Annotated in this window: 13 protein-coding genes and 1 pseudogene; 1 reads left to right on the top strand and 13 read right to left on the bottom strand. The window is 58.1% G+C overall.

What is annotated here, in order from left to right:
- Positions 1–204: 204 nt before the first annotated feature.
- From CK226_RS33360 to CK226_RS33340, 5 genes are read right to left on the bottom strand one after another with little or no spacing between them, the layout of a single operon-like run.
- Complete coding sequence (locus CK226_RS33360) at positions 205–1,206, bottom strand: ABC transporter ATP-binding protein (protein ID WP_063169341.1); 1,002 nt, start codon at positions 1,204–1,206, stop codon at positions 205–207.
- A complete protein-coding gene (locus CK226_RS33355; protein ID WP_063169342.1) occupies positions 1,199–2,209 on the bottom strand; it encodes an ABC transporter ATP-binding protein in 1,011 nt (336 codons plus the stop codon). Before CK226_RS33355 ends, CK226_RS33360 begins: the two co-directional genes overlap by 8 nt.
- Positions 2,206–3,138 (bottom strand): ABC transporter permease, encoded by a 933-nt coding sequence (locus CK226_RS33350; protein ID WP_063169343.1) that lies wholly within the window; start codon positions 3,136–3,138, stop codon positions 2,206–2,208. The genes CK226_RS33355 and CK226_RS33350 overlap by 4 nt, the downstream gene beginning before the upstream one ends.
- Entirely contained in the window at positions 3,135–4,124 is a 990-nt protein-coding gene (locus tag CK226_RS33345; protein WP_063169344.1) for an ABC transporter permease, read from the bottom strand. The genes CK226_RS33350 and CK226_RS33345 overlap by 4 nt, the downstream gene beginning before the upstream one ends.
- Complete coding sequence (locus CK226_RS33340) at positions 4,121–5,800, bottom strand: ABC transporter substrate-binding protein (protein ID WP_063170379.1); 1,680 nt, start codon at positions 5,798–5,800, stop codon at positions 4,121–4,123. Before CK226_RS33340 ends, CK226_RS33345 begins: the two co-directional genes overlap by 4 nt.
- A gap of 715 nt (positions 5,801–6,515) precedes the next feature.
- Here CK226_RS33340 and CK226_RS33335 point away from each other — a divergent pair.
- Positions 6,516–7,586: pseudogene (locus CK226_RS33335) on the top strand (IS5 family transposase).
- A 248-nt stretch (positions 7,587–7,834) separates the two neighbouring features.
- Here the strand turns inward: CK226_RS33335 and CK226_RS35250 are convergent.
- The 8 genes from CK226_RS35250 to CK226_RS33290 form a co-directional block, all read right to left on the bottom strand.
- Positions 7,835–8,503, bottom strand: a complete 669-nt coding sequence (locus tag CK226_RS35250) for a hypothetical protein (protein ID WP_176477193.1) — start codon at positions 8,501–8,503, stop codon at positions 7,835–7,837.
- Between the two features lie 562 nt (positions 8,504–9,065).
- A complete protein-coding gene (gene ehuA / locus CK226_RS33325; protein ID WP_063170381.1) occupies positions 9,066–9,842 on the bottom strand; it encodes an ectoine/hydroxyectoine ABC transporter ATP-binding protein EhuA in 777 nt (258 codons plus the stop codon).
- A 119-nt stretch (positions 9,843–9,961) separates the two neighbouring features.
- Positions 9,962–10,630: an ectoine/hydroxyectoine ABC transporter permease subunit EhuD gene (gene ehuD / locus CK226_RS33320; RefSeq protein WP_063169345.1), complete on the bottom strand. Its 669-nt coding sequence runs from the start codon at positions 10,628–10,630 to the stop codon at positions 9,962–9,964.
- The gene (gene ehuC / locus CK226_RS33315; protein WP_063169346.1) at positions 10,627–11,298 is read right to left on the bottom strand and encodes an ectoine/hydroxyectoine ABC transporter permease subunit EhuC; all 672 of its coding nucleotides are present in this window, start codon (positions 11,296–11,298) and stop codon (positions 10,627–10,629) included. Before ehuC ends, ehuD begins: the two co-directional genes overlap by 4 nt.
- Before the next feature lie 59 nt (positions 11,299–11,357).
- Positions 11,358–12,230: an ectoine/hydroxyectoine ABC transporter substrate-binding protein EhuB gene (gene ehuB / locus CK226_RS33310; RefSeq protein WP_082826582.1), complete on the bottom strand. Its 873-nt coding sequence runs from the start codon at positions 12,228–12,230 to the stop codon at positions 11,358–11,360.
- Positions 12,231–12,454: 224 nt separating this feature from the next.
- Positions 12,455–13,576, bottom strand: coding sequence for an alpha/beta hydrolase (locus CK226_RS33305; protein WP_063169347.1), 1,122 nt, complete (start codon positions 13,574–13,576; stop codon positions 12,455–12,457).
- 770 nt (positions 13,577–14,346) lie between these two features.
- A complete protein-coding gene (locus tag CK226_RS33295) occupies positions 14,347–16,032 on the bottom strand; it encodes a GMC family oxidoreductase N-terminal domain-containing protein (RefSeq protein WP_095794065.1) in 1,686 nt (561 codons plus the stop codon).
- A gap of 475 nt (positions 16,033–16,507) precedes the next feature.
- Entirely contained in the window at positions 16,508–16,972 is a 465-nt protein-coding gene (locus CK226_RS33290; RefSeq protein ID WP_063169349.1) for an Lrp/AsnC family transcriptional regulator, read from the bottom strand.
- Positions 16,973–17,558: the final 586 nt, after the last annotated feature.

Here is a 17,558-nt window from a genome sequence, read left to right as displayed (position 1 = left end):
CTTCGTATCGCGGCGTTGGCGGTTTAATCGGGCCTAGTTCATTACACACTTCAGAGTGCCTCCCAGACATTGAGACTGATTCAAGATGGAGTGGCCAATTTCGACGGGTCTCAGCATTCTATCTGCATGGTGGTGTTCCAGCCCACCTGCCTGTGCAATACCAGATGGAATACGCTCATTGGGGTGGCGCTGATTGCATGCCTTTCACTTAGCGAGCCAGCAGGCTGACAGGTGCTGTGGTCCAACTTCGATCGCCGGCGGCTCCTCAGCTTTGCAACGGTCGAAGGCAAGCGGGCAACGAGGATGGAAACGGCAGCCCTTCGGCACGCGCGCGGCACTTGGAACCTCGCCCTGCAGGGCCGGCAACTCGGCGCGACCTGCGTTGCCGCCAATCTGCGGTGTGGCGTTGCGCAAGGCGACGGTATACGGATGGCGAGGGTTGAATGTGATCTCGTCGGCGCTACCAATCTCGACCAATTTTCCAAGATACAAGACCGCAATCCGGTCGGCGATCAGCCAGGCAAGGGGCAAATCGTGGGTGATGAACAGCAGCGCCATGTTGTGCCTGTCGCGCAAGTCAACCAGGACCTGAAGAATCTGAGCGCGTATCGAGACATCGAGCATCGATACAGGTTCATCAGCAACGATGAGTTCCGGCCGGACGGCAAGCGCTCCTGCAATCACGACGCGCTGGCGCTGCCCGCCGGATAGCTCGTGCGGGAAGCGGGCGAAGAAATCGCCGGGAGGATTGAGCCCAGCGGCCGCAAGCGCTTCACTCACCCGGTCGGCGAGTTGAGTGGCGTTACCGACCAGCCGCAGGGACTGCAACGGCTCCGCCACGATGTCGAACACGGTGTGTCGCGGATTGAGGGCCTGATAAGCGTCCTGGAAGATCATTTGCACGCGACGCCGGTACGGACGTAGAGCCGAGAAGCCCTCTACCGACCTCATGTCGCGGCCTTCGAACAGCATTCTGCCGCCAGTCGGCTTGGCAAGCTTGGTGATGACGCGGCCCACAGTGGTCTTGCCGCTTCCCGATTCGCCGACCAGGGCGACGATCTCGCCCCGCCCGACGTTGAGGTCGATCCCGTCTACCGCGCGCATGGCGCCGACAGATCGGCCCAGGACACGGTCGAACAGACCGCCCTGGATAGGAAAATGAACTTGCAGGCTCTCGAGACGCAGGATGCCGGCAGTGTCAGGCATGAACAGCGACCTTGTCTTCTTGCGTCAAGGACCGGTGAAGGTGACAGGCGACACGTCCCCGCCCGAACTTATTGAGGCTGGGGACTTCGGTCGCGCACCCCCCCATGACCGACGGGCAACGCGGATGGAAAGCGCAGCCCGAGGGTCGATTCACCAAGTTGGGAGGATCACCCGGTATTGGCCGGATCATCTTTTTGCCGCTCGCTGGGTTCGGGATCGATTCGATCAGCTGTCGGGTGTAGGGATGTTTGGGCTGGGCGAAAATCTCGGCGACAGTGCCATCCTCGACGATGCGGCCCGCGTACATGATCATTACGCGATCACAACACTTAGCCACCACAGAAAGGTCGTGGGTGATCAAAATCAGGGCGAGGCTCAACTGCGATCGCAAGTCGCCTAGCAGGTTAAGGATCTGAGCCTGAGTGATGACGTCGAGCGCTGTGGTGGGCTCGTCACCAATGATAATCGAAGGTCGACACGCGAGCGCCATGGCAATCATCACCCTTTGTCGCATTCCGCCCGACAACTCGTGAGGGTAGGCGGAACCACGATCCGCCGGGATGCCGACCAGTTGAAGCAACTCACTTCCCCGCTTGGTCGCCTCGCCCCGCGACATGCCGAGCTTCAGCATGCATGGCTCGGCGATCTGCTTGATAATGCGGTGAACAGGATTAAGTGCGTTCATCGCGCCCTGGAAGACAACGGACGTTTCGCTCCAGCGATGTGGCCGCATCGCCGCATCATCGTCGATCGGCAGTCGGTTGCCACGATAGCGCACTTGGCCGCCGCTGACCCGCGCGTTGGGTGATAGTAGACCAGCGATCGCCATCGCGGTCGTGGTCTTGCCACTGCCCGATTCTCCGACGAGGCCCACGGCCTCTCCGGCTCGGAGCGCGAAGCTTACGCCGTCGATTGCTCGCAATGAAACGCCCTTGAGCCCATAATCGACAGAGAGCCGGTCTATTTCCAGAAGCGGTGTTTTGTCCTGGGAGGAGCTGGTCATGGGATCACCCTCCGCCGTGGATTGAACGTGTCGTCAAGGGCACTGCCAATCAGGACGAAGCTAAGCGAAACCGTGAGTACGCACAGTCCTGGGGCGCCGAGGTACCACCAGGCTCCAGCACTGGCCGCGCCGGCGCGCTGAGCGAGCGAAAGCAAAGTGCCCCATGAAGGCTGCAACGGGTCCCCGAGTCCAAGGAATGAGAGCGATGTCTCGACATAGATTGCGCTGGCGACCACCAGCGCACCATTGGCTGCGATTTGCGGCACGAGATTGGGGAGGATGTGCCGCACCATGATGCCGAAATTACTGCTACCCGCAACGCGCGCACGATCAATGAATGGTCGCTCCTTAAGCGACAGTGTCTGACTCCGGACGATACGTGCAACAAAGGACCAGCTTGTCATGCCTATAACGACAATGATCACGAAAAGAGAAGGACGGAAGCCCAGGATTTCTCCACCGCGCCCCATCACCTCGAGAACCACGGGTGTAATGACCAGCGCCAGCACGAAGGACGGCATGACAAAAAAGAAGTCTGTCAAGCGCATCAGCCAGACGTCGACCCTGCCACCATAGTAGCCAGCGGTCGTACCGATTGTAGTCCCAACGACGAGGCTGATCACAGTCGCGAGTAGCGCAATCGTAAGCGAGATCCGGGCACCATGGAGGACCAGATTGAGCACGTCCCGCCCGATTTCGTCCGTGCCGAGCAGATGCTCGCCTGATGGGGGTGCGAGGAAATCGCCAGTTGCATTGATCGCAGTCTGGAGCGGTCCCGCCAGAATATTGGGGACCGCTCCCACAACAAGAAAGAATACCAGACATACGAGGCCCACCTGAGCACCGCCATAGCTGAGAAATTGACGCAGAAAGCCTTTTATTGCGCGCGCCCGGCCTCGCGGGCAATATCGAACAATATTGTCGCTCATTGTCGGACCCTCGGATCTAGAAGGCTGTAGGCAAGATCGGCTACGAGGTTTGCGAGAACAATTGAAACGCCAAGCAACAGGAATATGCCTTGAAGGACTGGGTAGTCCCGTGCGTTGAGTGCTTCCACCGTCAGCCCGCCGATACCCGGCCAGGCGAAAACGGCTTCGACAGTGATGGCCCCGGCGACCACATAGCCAATATTGAGGGTGATCAAGGTCACGACCGGTAGCATTGCATTGCGAAATGCATGACGCATCAGCATTTGACCGTTGGTCAGCCCTTTCGCCCGTGCGGTTACCATGTAATCCTCGGTGAGTACGTCACTCATTGCGGCACGAGCGACGACGACGTACTGGCCGATTAGCCCAAGCGCCACCGCAGTGGCGGGAAGCGTGAGATGTTGCAGGTAGTCGAGGAACGAACCAAGAGAGCCCGTGATCAGGCCGGGCGAGTATGCACCATAGCCCGGGAGCCAACCCAATGCCGTGCTGAAGATTACCACCAGGATCATGCCGAGCCAGAAAGCCGGCGTAGAATAGAGCGCCAGAGAGGCTCCGGTTGCGATACGGTCGCCGGCTCCTCCCCGGCGCCAGCCTGCGTAGATCCCAAGCATCACCCCAATAACGATTGCCATTATCTGAGCAACCCCGACTAGGACTATGGTGTCCGGCAGGCGTTCCGCTATCAGGTCTGCGACATGCCTGCCCCTGAACTTGAAGCTGTAGCCGAAATCGCCGCGGAGTGTTGCCGACAGGTAGTCGACCGCCTGGTCCGGGAACAGCGGCCGGTCAAGGCCCCAACGTTGGTTCTGCGCCTCAATCTGCTCGGCGGTGACGCTGACGCGCGCCCCGCCAAGCAAAAGAGATGCAGGGTCACCTGGAATAACTCGGAATAGGATGAAGTTCAGGACTGCCACCATCAGGAGGGTTATAGAGGCCCTGACGATGATGCGCAGGATGTGACGGCTCCCTCCCCCTCCGTTCACGGCGCGGGCACCGGCTTCAAGCGATCGAATGGGAAGTAGCTGTCCATCGACATGATGCCTTGCTTTCCCCAACCCTCGAAGCAATCCCTCCGGTGGGCTTCGAGCAGGGTGGGGTAACATAGTACGATGTAAGGCGCTTCAGTATAAATTAGTCGCGCTGCCTGGTCGACCAGCTTTTGGTTTTTCTTGAGGTCAACGGTGACCTGCACCTCCGCGAACAGTTTGTCGAACTCCGCATTCGTCCAGTACGCCTTGTTCTTGATGCCGATGGAATTGCTGCTGCCGAAGATGAGCAGGTCTTTAGGTGTTGGGCCTTGCCAGGTATCGGAAATGAGCAGATCCCACCCTCCGCCGCCTTTCGCCGGAGCTGCGGCGCGGGCGCTCAGCGCACCGGAGTCGAGCCGAGTCACCGATACAGGGATACCGATTTGCTCCAACCAGCCAGCGATAAACTGCACTGCCGCGACCGGCATCTCTATATTTGCTGAAGGTCCAGACACCAGCTCTAGCTGGAAACTCTTCCCGTCCTTGTCCTCCCGAATGCCATCGCCGTTCGTGTCCCGGTACCCTGCGGCGTCAAGCCGGCGGTTGGCTTCGGCGAGATCGAAGTGGCGCCTGATGTCGTTCAGATCTGAATAGTAATCGGCCGCCACCGGCATTGCGAGTCCGACACCAGGGTCGGCGTGTCCGCGCATGGCTCGATCGACGATGGCCTTCTGATCGATCGCGTAGCCGAGCGCATCGCGAAACGCCGGATCCTGCAGAGCCTTGGTGCTACCTGCGCCATCTCCCGAAGCGGTGTTGAAGGCGAGATAGGTTTTCTGAGCTATGCGGGATTCACCGACTACAATGTCGGGATCCTTCGAGAGATCAGCCCACTGGGCGGACGTCAGGTAGTTGCCATAATCGAGTTCCCCGCTCTTAAGACCTTGCGCAATCGGATCGGCGGCATCGAAGGACCGCAGGATCACCCCCGCGATTTGGGGCTTCCCCGTACGGAAATAGGGGTTCGGCGTCAGGCGTGTAAACTGGCCCTGGTGAAACTCCGAAACGATCATAGGTCCCGTACCCACCAAAGGCGGATCGTTGCGGAAGGTTACGCGTGCGTCAGCATAGCTGATGTCCTTCCAAATGTGCTCGGGAACGATCATTATGATATTGTCTATTGGCCAGGTCGCGGGGAACTTGGTCACGATCTGCAAAGTCTCGTCGTCGAACGCTTTGATGGACTCGACGTTCTCAAGACCGCTGGTGCTGTTCCACCCGACGTTTAGCTCGTCGGGCTTGCCTATGGAATCGTGCAAATAACTATAAGTGAACGCCGCGTCCCTAGCGGTAGCAGGCTGGCCGTCCGACCACTTCATGCCGGGCCAGATCTTGAAGGTCCAAGTGAGGTTGTCGTCGGCGACGGACCAAGATTGGGCAAAGCCCTTTCGATCGTCGTATCGCTGGGCGTCTATGCAGACCAAGAAATCATAGCAAATAGCCAAGGGCCAAAAGGAGCCCCAAGTGGCGAAGGGGTTCATCGAATCAGGGCCTCCACCCAGTCCGCCGATTCGCAGGATGCGATCGTCGCACGACGAGGCGAACGCCCTCGAGTTAATCCCCCAAGGGGTCGCCGAAATCGCCAGCATTGCCTTCATAAGCGCACGACGATTATATGAGTATTGGCTCATTTTATCCTCCCTGTTTGCCGGCTTTATCATCACTTCATGTTCACACGACCACGATGATCTACGGCCTCAACCCGGAACATCTGGCTTCCTTTTGACGGAAGCTCCACAGTCCCCTCATTCCAGATAAGTAGCAGTGCCCAGGGGGGTGGTTCCTGCAAATTGGCCGCTGTGCCTGCATGAATCCGGCGTTTTTCTCGATTCTGGGCACAGCTAGCCAGAATTAAAGTCGATTGGCCGGTTCCAGCTCCTGGCGGCGCCCACGGACAATTCGCATATAGCAAACGAGGCAGTCATTCAGGTTCTGTTCGCGACCTCGGGTTGGAGGGTCCCGTCGAGCCGCAAACGCCTTTATCACGGATGTGTGATGTCGGAATGTCGATGCCGAAATTCCAGAGGATATCCTCTTCCGGCACACGACGGTCTAAGAGGCGTTCGACAAGCTGCGCGCCGCGCAACAACACGGAGCTTGAGCCGCCCGTTGAAAAACGATGTAAACGCTGATGGATCTCCAGCCTGATGCGTGGCCGCCAGCTCGTCGACCGTGAACTATCCGCAAGCCATTGATCTGGCCTTTTGATTGAGGCGGATAGCGTCTTTTGAATTGCAGGATTAGCGGTATTTGGACGCTGTTTTCCTGCAATTCGGTTTTGCGATTCCCTTGTGCTGCGGAGCGTGATTCACTCGGTTCGGCGGCGGCGAATCGAGGGGACGGCGAATGTCCAAGCCACGCGAGACGGGAGAGCAGGACCTGTTCCGCTCCAGGCTCGATCAGATCATCAACATGAAGCAGGCGATCGACCGGCCGGTGCTGGAGGAGCGTTTCGGCGCCGTCTATTCGGACGGCCCCGGCATGCCGCCGCTGCCGACCCGGCTGATGGCGGGGCTGGCGATCCTCAAGCACACCTTCAACCTGTCGGATGAGGTGCTGTGCGAGCGCTGGGTGGAGAACCCTTACTTCCAGTATCTCACCGGCGAGACGTTCTTTTGCCATACGCTGCCGTTCGACCTCTCGTCGATGACGCGCTGGCGCAGCCGCATGGGCGAGGAGCGGATCGTGGCGCTGTTGCAGGAGAGCCTCAGCCTTGCGGTCAAGACCGGGGCGATGAAGCCGGCCGACACGCGCCAGGTGATCGTCGACACAACCGTGCAGCCGAAGAACGTCATGTTCCCGACCGACGCCAAGCTCATCAACCGGGCGCGCGAACGGCTGGTGCGGCTGGCCAAGAGGGAAGGAGCTCCATTTGCGCCAGAGCTATCAGCTGGCGCTGATCAGCCACCAGCGCTATGCCCACGCCAAGCAGTTCAAGCGGGCCAACAAGGCGCTGCGCAGGCTCAAGACCTATCTCGGCCGGACCATTCGCGACATTTCTCGCCAGATCGCCGGCGATGCGGGGCTGGACGCGCTCTTCAAATGGCCGTTCTACCAGGCCGCCACCGTTCTCTAGCAACGCCAGCGCCAGCGCGGCCGCAAGATCTACAGCCTGCACGCGCACGAGGTGGAATGCATTGGCAAGGGCAAGGCGCATATGCCCTACGAGTTCGGTGTGAAGGTGTCGGTGGCCACCACGCTGAAGCGCTCCAAGGGCGGCCAGTTCGCCCTGCATGCAAAAGCGCTGCCCGGCAATCCCTATGACGGCCACACGCTGGCAAGCGTCATATCGGCCACATCAAGAACGAACACCGCATGGGCCGCAACTACCTCGCCGGCCAGCAGGGCGACGCCCTCAACGCCGTCCTGGCCGCCGCCGGATACAACTTCTCCCTCCTGCTCAGGTGGCTGAAGTGATTTTTGTGGCCCTTGATCGCCCTGCTTCAACTCCGGCCGAAGTCGGTCGCCGCTTAGCGTCTGGATCACGGTCGACCAGCACGAGTTCCAAAAATCCAACCTGCATCTCAGGCACCGCGTCCTGACCTCGGAAATCGAGGATCCAGTCTCGACAGAGTATTCGACAAGATGCGGACGTGTGTTACAATAACGAGCCGCAACTCATACCAGACATGAGCTCATATTTTGGGATAGTGGCCTCCAAGCGGTCAAGCCACGGACGCGAATGTCATCCGATAAAGGGTCGCGGCGTCATAGATGGGCAGTCCTGTCCTACGACGGATTGCTGACGTCACCATCGGGAACAATGTACATTCAAATAGGAGGGCGGCAATCCCCGGATGTGCGGCGCCAAGTCGCGCGACACAGGCTGCAACCTCCGACTCCATTTCAACAACACCAGCCGGCCACGCGTCACCTTCAATGCCGCCGATGACTACTCTTGCCTCTGCGGATGAATCTATGCCCAGCAGCTCTTTGCCGCAGTGTCTTGAGTCTGCGGCCACAACGGCGAGCTTTGCGTCAGCTGGAAGCTGCCGGAGTAGCGTGGGCGCCAGTAGCAGGCTCGACATGGCCACCGGGACTTCGACAGACGCGGCCACTGCAGCCTGGTACCGGATACTGAACCCGCAGTCCCCGGTTATCGCGACTGCTCCGCGCTCGACCAACCGCCTGGCAGCTGCAATGTAGGCCGGCTCGAGAGAAGCATCACCGGGAATGACCCTCTCCTCCAAAGCCCCGGCCGCGGTCTCTATTATAATTGGGAAGTCGAAAGTTGCCGGGTTGAAGACCGACTCCGGTTGCGGTGGCGGAAATTCACGAGGCGGAAGTCCGATCTCCAGCCCAATAATTCCGAGGGCCCTTTGTTGAGTTGTCACGGAAGCATCCTTCTTCTGGAAGCAGCTAAGATGGTGATTTCGGCAGCAAATGCCCATCACCTGCGCGATACAGGTTCTCTCTGAATGCACGAATTTAACAGCGTCGAAACGGCTGTTTCAGAGAAACATGCCTTTCCAGGCGCAGTAAGTCGGCATTGTTTTGGTGCATTCGCATGAAAGCCGTAAAAACTGGGAAACCGCAGAACGCTTGTGCGACCCTCCCCGGGCCTGTAGGATACCGGGTTTGCGTCCGCCGTCAGACAATCGTGTTAGGGCACTTTCCAGAGCCCAGATGCCCTGAATGGCAGATTGAACGCACATCAGATCTTCAAGCTCGCAACTGCCGAACGGGCAGCGCTATTTACCTAACTCGACCAATCTGGGGCTTGGACCGGACGATCCTAGTTATGCAGTCCTGAATGAACTGGGGCAGTAACCTCGACATCAACCCGGCCCTGAAAAACCGCGCGTAGGTTCGTCGCAGGGCAGCCTGCTCCGAACGGACCAGTTCCTGCCCGGAAGCCACCCACGGGATAACTCAACTAGCGGCACAACCCGCAACTCACCTCGTCTCCAGCACCGCATTGAGAAACTGCTGCGTTCGCTCGTTTTGCGGATTGCCTAAAAGCTGGCTGGGCGGGCCTTGCTCGACAATCTTACCGCCAGAAAAGAAGCACACGCGATCGGAGAACTCCTTGGCAAAGCCCATCTGGTGCGTGACCATCAGCATTGTGAGGTCATGTTCGGCGCTGAGCTTGCGGATGACGTTGAGCACCTCTCCAACCAGTTCCGGGTCAAGCGCTGATGTCACCTCGTCAAACAGCATCACCTTGGGCCGCATGGCCAACGCCCGAGCGATCGCCACGCGTTGCTTCTGGCCCCCGGAAAGCTGGATCGGGAAATGGTTCTTCTTGTCGCCGAGGCCCACCAAGTCGAGCAGCTCTGCCGCTCGGGCCTCCGCCTCCTTCTTCGAGAGCCCAAGGACGGAGATCGGCGCCTCCATGCAGTTCTGCAGAGCAGTCATATGCGGGAACAGGTTAAAGTGCTGGAACACCATACCGATCTTGGCACGCACGCGACGGAGATGACGCTCGCTCGCCGGCACTATTTGGCCGTTCTTCTGCGTATGCGTCAACGGTTCACCGTCGACCCATATCACCCCCCCGTTGATGTGCTCAAGCGTCATCAGCATGCGCAGAACGGTGGTCTTGCCCGAGCCGGACGGACCAATGATGGACACCTTCTCGTTGCGTGCGATCTCGAGATTGAGTTCGTCCAGCACCGTCAACGCGCCGTAGCGCTTTGTGACGTTCTCGAAGCGAACTATGGGTTCGTTCATGACTTTTTCGCTGCGCCTGATATCGAGGTCAAGCTCGTCCCGCCTGGCTGATGCCCTAGGGCGCTTCGTGAGATCGTCCTCGAAGCGAAGCACAAATTCGCTCATAGTATAAGGCCTCCCTATTGCAGATGGTAGCGGCGGTTGAGCCAGACGCGGACCGACTGCACGATAGCGGAAGCAACCAAGCTGAACACGTAGTAGAAGAAGCCGCACATAGTGATCGCTTCTATGTATCGATAGTTATTGCCCCCGAAATTTTTCGCCTGCTGCAGCATCTCGAAGATCGAGATTGCCGCCAGGACCGGCGTGTCCTTGAACATGCCGATGAAGTAATTGCCCAGAGCTGGCACCATGGGCGGGATCGCCTGCGGCAGAATGATTGTTCGCCAGGTCCGCGTTCGCGAAAGGTTTAGTGCCGTACAGGCCTCCCACTGGCCGCCATCCACATTCTCGATGCCGCCGCGGAAGACTTCGGAACAATAGGCTGCATAGTGGATCCCCAGCACGCCAACTCCCGCCGTCCAGGCAGGAATGAAGATTCCGATCTGCGGACCAACGAAATAGACAAAGAACAACTGCAGCAGCAAGGGCGTTGAACGGATAAACTCCACGATCTCCGCCATGGTGGTCGAGACGTAGCGGTTTGGCGACTGGCGAATCATCGCGAAGACAAGACCCAATATCAGCGCGATCGCAAACCCGAGCAGCGTAGCCTCAATGGTGACGATCGCTCCCTGATAGAGATATGGGAAAGCCTCCCATACGTAAGACCAATCCCAGATCTTCAAGCCACCTGCTCCCGAACGAAACCGCGCGAGACGCGGCGTTCCAGCCAGCGCACGAAAGGAGTGATGAGGGCGCGCGCGATGATGTAATAACCGAATAGTGCAACCGCAAAGAACAGCATATAATCGCCAGTTGCGTCGGCCGCCTGCTTGGCGGCGCTAGTAAATTCGGGAATGGTGATGAAGAAGACGAGCGAGCTACCCTTAAGCACATCGATGAGCATGTTACCCCAGGTCGGCAGCATGGCGCGCATTGCCTGTGGGAGGATAATACGCCGCATCATGGTGAGCCGCGAAAAATTGAGCGCTGTAGATGCCTCATACTGGCCCCTATCAACGGCCTGAATGGCGGCGCGGACATACTCGGCTGCGTAGCCAGAGGCATTCATTCCGATCCCCAAAATTCCGACAGTCCACGGCGACAGGAAAATACCGAAAATCGGCAATACAAAGAACCACCAGTAGAGCTGAACCAGCATGGACGTCCCGCGGAAGAATTCGATGTAGGCGATACTGAACCAGCGCAACTGCCGACGGGGAGAGACTCGGGTCAGGCCCACGAAAAGCCCAAGGACGATCGCTACGACGCAGGCGCCAAGAGTGACGATGACCGTAGTCATGACGCCCTTGGTGAGCACGGCAAAGATAAAGCTGAGATCGACCTTACTCATATGCCCTCCCCACTGACCGCCTACCGGCCAAGGGCCGGGGAGCGGTCAGACGCATAGCTTCAGCCCTTGCAAAGATCAGCGGTCTTGCTGCCATCCGGGAGATCGCGTTTGGTGTAACCATATTTGCCGACCGCGGCCATCATTTCGTCAGAGCCAATATAGTCTTTCAACACAGCATTGAACGCGTCTACCGCAGCCTGTTCGCTGAGCGGGAAGGCTATGGCGGGATGTTCATTCGGTCCCGGCGGGGTATACGGGTCAGCCACCTCAATGCTGGGATCCTGCTCGGCAAGAGTCGTCGCGTTCAGACTATAGAGCGAGCCGGCAGCGGCGCGGCCGGCCTTTACAGCCTGTACGACCTCGGGCGGTCCGGCGACCTGCATAACCTTGTCGTCAGGGAAACCTAATTTCTTCGCCTGCTCGACTGCGGTGGTACCCGTCATGATGGCCAGGGTAAGCCCCTTCTTCTGAGCGTCATGGAGGGAATGCAGCGCTTCCGGATTGCCCTTCGGCACGATCATCGAATCATTGCTCGATGCGATCGGTTCGCTGAACAGGACGTTGCGGCACCGCTCCGGCTTAATCCACATGCCGCCCGTGATGATGTCAAAGCGACCAGCCTGGAGGCCCGGGACAAGGGAACCCCAATCGGTTACGACCGGCTCGATTTTGGTCGTTCCCATCTTTCTCAGAACGTCCAGTGTCATCACATTGACCAGGCCAAGCGGCTCGTTGTTCGCACCAGGATAGGCACTGGGAGGCTCATTGGTGAAGCCAAGACGGATCGTTTCTCCGTTCTTAATCTTATCGAGCAGCGACTCCGCCGAGGCCGAACCGGCAAAGGACGAGATTGTCATCGCCGCCAGGCCGAGCGCGGCAATCCTCTTCAAGATTGCAGCCTTAAAGCATTCGTCGAGTTTCCACTTGACCACTGGTTAGTCCTCCGTTTTCGCATCGCCGATGGTCTCCCGATATGCCTCGGGAAAAGACCATTGCATCATTTGTTGAGCTTGTAGTCCGGCGGTTCCCATCATCGTGTGAGCTGCAGGGTCCCCACTTAGGTATAGATTCCTCCAGTCGATCCTTTGCTACGCCACTTGTGCATGCTTCGTGAGCGTAGCAGCGCAGCTGTGGTGCTTTGTGCGAGAAATGCAAGTTATTCGCAGAAATTCGGTGATTTTTGGGTGCATACGCACATTTCCGTCATCCCCGTGGTTCGTTGGAAGTGAACAATCGCGAGCTGTGGTATGGCCAACTGAGGCACACCACGTCTTGCATGACTCCTGCCCTGCCCGGTTGGATGGGCGCCACCGCCTGGGCTATGCCCTTGTTGCCATGGCAGGGCACAAGTTCGTCGTATGCGACACGCCGCTGAGAGATTCGCCTCGGAGACGCTGGCCCGAGCATTGTTCCCGTCACAGTTGATCATTCGTGCCATTGACGGATGAGTCTGTTCACGGCTTCGCTCCGGATCAACCTGGACGGAATCGCCGGCATTATTGAGCAGATGGAAATCTGAATTCCTGATCAGCTTCGCCAGGTTGATCCCTTGCTCCGGCGTCGCGGTAGGGTCGTTCTTGGACCAGATGATCAACGTCTGGGCCTGAAGCTGATCAAGGTAGGGGAAGATATACTTCTGCTGCAGCAGTGGATAACGATGCAGGTTTGTCTCGTCTTCCGGCAATCTCTGCCAGATCTCCCATTGTCCCCGAGCCGCGGCCCGCCGATAGGCTTCTCGCTCGGCGCATTCCACATCCTGCCCGTGGGCGCGGCAGCTTTTCCGCCGTGCGGTGATGTATTCCTCTTCGCTCGGCATCGGGCCGGAACAGCCGTAAGCCTGCCGGCAGGCCTCCAGCCAAGCTTCGTCACGGTCATCTCCGAACGCCGGCGACACGGAGTTAGCGGTCAGCAGGACAAGCTTAGAAACAAGATCGGGACGCACGATCGCGACCCGCGCGTCGACGAATGATCCTTCTGAATGGCCGACTAGCGTGATCTGCTTCAAACCCAGTTGTTGGAGGAAGCTAATTACATGATTCACACGACCGAGCCGGTTAATGTATTTGCAGTCAGCAGGATAATCCGTTCCCCCAAAATGGAGTTGATCAATCGCTACTACCGTAAATTGATCGGATAGCCCGTTCAGCTGCCGAACAAAGGAACTCTTAGCCTCTGCACGGAAGCCCGCCCCCTGCAGGAAAACAATCGGCCTACCAGCTCCGTTCTCGCAGTACGATGTCTCGACACCATCAACCGATACGCGATGCTTGGTGATCATCGGTTCCTCGGCAAAAGGAGGGGCATCAGGTCGGCATTGCGACATGCGAGATGGACTGCCATTGCTCACTCCTGAGCGTAGCAGCCTCACATGCCACGTTGCCGAACTATCTCGTCTGAATACCGGAAATCGGCACCCCGGAGCCTCGCGTCTTGTCACTTTGCTCTGTCGTCGCCCAGCCACTGCGGCCGGGAGCCTTTTAGGTGCATGGGTGGCATTCCCCGCAAGATTTCAACCCTTGCACAGGTCGCCGGTCTTGGTGCCGTCCGGCAGATTGATTTTGGTGTAGCCGTATTTTGACCGACTGCATCATTTGGTCGGAGCCGATATAAGTATTCAATACCTCGTTGAAGGCATCGACCGCCTGCTGATTGGGCAGGAAGGCGAGACTTGGGTAGCCGGCCTTCCCAGCCGGCGGGGTGAACGGATCTGCCATTTCAACGCTGTCGACCTTGTCAGCGAGCTCCTTACCGTGAAGTAGTTTAGCGACCCCGCCGCCGCGCGGCCGACCTTCACTGCCTGCAAGAATTCGGCCTGGCCGGCGACCTGCATGACACGATCCTCCGGAATGCCCGCGTCTTTGGCGGTCGTGACCGTGTCGGAACCGGCGGTGGTGACCAGCGTTAGGCCCTTATCACGAATATCGTCAAAGGAGTGCTGGTCTTTTGGGATTGCCATTCGGCATGAGCAGGGCTTCGGTGAACTTAGCAAGCGGCTCGGTGAACACCACATTGCGGCAGCGCTCCGGCAGAATGTACATGCCGCCTGGCCTAGCTCCGTCTGCCGTCTCTCAAGGTTGTGTCGGCCAATTTCTCAGCCACCATAATCGTCGGAATGTTTGTGTTCGCCCGAGGGCAAAATGGCATGACGGAAGCGTCGGCGATCCTCAAACCCAAAATACCATGAACGCGTCCCGACGGATCGGTCACAGCGCCAGGATCCGCGGCTGCCCCCATCCTGCAGGTCGACGTCGGATGCCAACTTGGGATGACGTTCTGGCGAATATACCGATCCAGATGTTTCTCGTCGTTGACGAGATCGGAAATGCTATCCCCATCCGTTATGACGCGCCTAATCAGCCCACGGCGCAGCCGCGGCGACGCGTCCATGAGCAGCGCCAGAAATGACGTGAGTGCATAGTTTGTGCTTGTGACCTTGCTCACCAGCTTCGCTCGCGCATTCAACGCTGACGGAAACGGGTCCAGCGCCACAGAGGACAGCGAATCTTGCTGCAGCAGGCGGACTATGAAGCGAAAGCCCTGCTTGAGGCGCTCGGCGTCCCGCTTGTCGCTCAACCAGTTGAAATCGACCTCCGGCTCTATTTTATGCGAACTACCCTTGAGCGCCACAGTTCCCGTCGAGTAGCTGCGATTGACCCACACGGCGAGAGTGCCGAGGCGCCTCCCCAGCGGGTGCCAGGATGATTTGGCAACAGTCGATATTGCCATATCGGTCGACGGGCAGCCTTCGGACCCGGAAGAGTAGGGGGGGTGCATCTGAATATATTCGCTCACGCCGGGTGACAAGCGATCGGCCGGCTTCAAATAGGCCGAAACGCAAATCGTGGGGTGTTCCTGAAGATTCTGGCCCACACCTTTCAAATCTGCAACGATAGGGATTCCGAATTGTACTAATTCCTTCGCGGGGCCGATCCCGGAGCGCATCAATATGGCGGGTGAATGGAGTGCTCCTGCGCACAGGATAACGCAAGAAGCGCTATACGATTGCACGCCCGATTTGTTCTCCGTCTCGACCCCCGTTACCGTTGTTCCCAAAAAGGTCAGCCGCGCAACTGTCGTTTCGGATAAAATCGTTAGATTGCGGCGAGAGCGGACGGTTTCGGGTAAGTACGCCATCGCGGAGGAGACCCGATGACCATTGCGGTTGGTCAATGGGACAACTGAATAGCCATCACCGAATGCACCATTGAAGTCTGGCCTGAAATGAAGCCCCAAAGCATCGTAAGCATCGGAGATTGCCCGGATGAAGCCCGACCAGTCTGATTGGCGCACACGTTTGATTGGCAAGGGGCCGTTCGTGCCATGAAATTCCCCGCCGAAATCCAAATCGCATTCTAGACGACGGAAGTAGGGCAGCACGTCTTCCCAACCCCAGCCCGTTGCACCGCTTGAGGCCCACTCATCGTAATCTCCGGGCCCGCCGCGGTTGGCGACTTGGGCATTGATGCTGGAGCCGCCACCCATGACGCGCGCCTGTTCGTAATGGACAGGCTTGCGGCCACCTCGCACCGTTGTCGCGTGGAGTGACTGCCATCGATAACCGGGATTAAGGTAAGCACGCGTTGGGTCGCCATCCTGGATGTCGTCAGGAATGGCATTCGGCGGCGTATCAGGGCCAGCTTCAATGAGCAGCACGCGAGCGCCATAGGCGGAGAGCCTGCTCGCCATCACGCATCCAGAGGAGCCACCACCCACGACGATATAATCGAAAACCACGCAAACTCGCAAATGTCTGAGTCGGGCAAAAATCTAGCAGACGGCGAGCAAGCAAAAACGCGCAATTATCTTGCAGGACGCAGGAAATCAGCGCATTCTTAAGAGATTCGCATTATGGCGGCCTCCCAACGGGGCGGAACGTTTAAACATGACCTTGCCAGCAGTCCATCAGGGCTGAAGGCGATGCCGGAGCGTCGTGACTTAAGTGGACAAAGCGCATCGCGACTGAAGGGGACAAACCTATCGCGAGATACATCAGAATGCAGCCCGGTAGGTCCAGAAGTGCTTTTGCAGCATCGCGCTGACGAGGCCGTTGTAAGGAGCAGAATGATGCTTCGCCTTGCGCTCCATCGCCGCTTTAGCGGTACGAAAACTCCCGTCCCAATCATGGCCGGCGGGCAAGGCGGCTGACCCTTGCGCCAGTCATCGGTGAATCGGATCAACCAGTTGTTGAATGCGCGTAAGATTGCGCGTTCTATACATCGATTGGCACCGCCAAGGTTACCTTCGTGCGATCCATCACAATCATCGTGCTGTAATTTCTAACAGCCGGGCTATCAAAGAAGAAACGCCTCGAGAATGCGTCGTACTCTGCCAAGTCACGCACGGAGAGAAGGAGAACGAAATCGGCGTTACCGGTGACCGCATACGCGCTCATTACTTCAGGCGCCTTCTGTAGAGACTGCTTGAAGCGATCGATGACGTCGGAACGATAGCGCTCAATGTCGACCAAGACCAGCATCATCAGGGACCTGCCCACCGCCTCAGGCGACACGATTGCAACATCAGCCTCAATTACGCCAATTTGTCGCAACTGCTTCAATCGCCGCTGACAGGCCGTGGGCGATATACCGGCCAGTTGGCCCAATTCTTCCGTTGTTTGGCGATTGTTGCGCTGAACAGCGCTTAAGATTTTCAGATCTATCCGATCCAATTCCATGGTCATTCTCCGGAATAGCTGCAATTTGCGCAGAAAAACTGCGATATGCACTCGACTGTAGCCTCAACCCCGCGCAGACGGAAGCCCAAACGATCAGGCCAGGCATGGGACCAAAGTCGGCTATCGTCCTCGACGTCAGTTATAGCCATTGGCCGAAGAGTGCTGTCCACCATCGCCCAACTGACAATGGCAGCCGACGGTCAAAAGCCGAGGCCTTGCGCCCAGTTCGGCCGAGGAAACGTCTCGGAACTTAAACGCTAAGCCGACTGGACGATGATGATAGGGGGGACCTCTATTTCCGCGCTTCGGCTTCCATTCGTTGGCTCACGCTGCCAAGAGTCTCATCTGTGTATAGGGAATCGAGCGCTAGGTTCGCCTGCCCCGGTTGCTGCATCAAATGCAGCCGTCTTGAGGTGGTTGGGAAAAATCGTCACCGCAGCCACACAAACCGCCGGCCTTATGCAACCTGCCGGCAATTTCGCATAATTACTGCATCCCGCCGCTCAGAATTTGCGCAAGGCGCCCAATGTAGCGCGCTATTGTCTCACAACGGCACCTACACGCCACTTCATAAAGCAGAAGAGGC

The sequence above is a fragment of the Mesorhizobium sp. WSM4311 genome (genome assembly GCF_002295115.1).
Lineage (GTDB): Bacteria > Pseudomonadota > Alphaproteobacteria > Rhizobiales > Rhizobiaceae > Mesorhizobium.
This window is presented reverse-complemented; position numbering and strand designations above follow the sequence as displayed.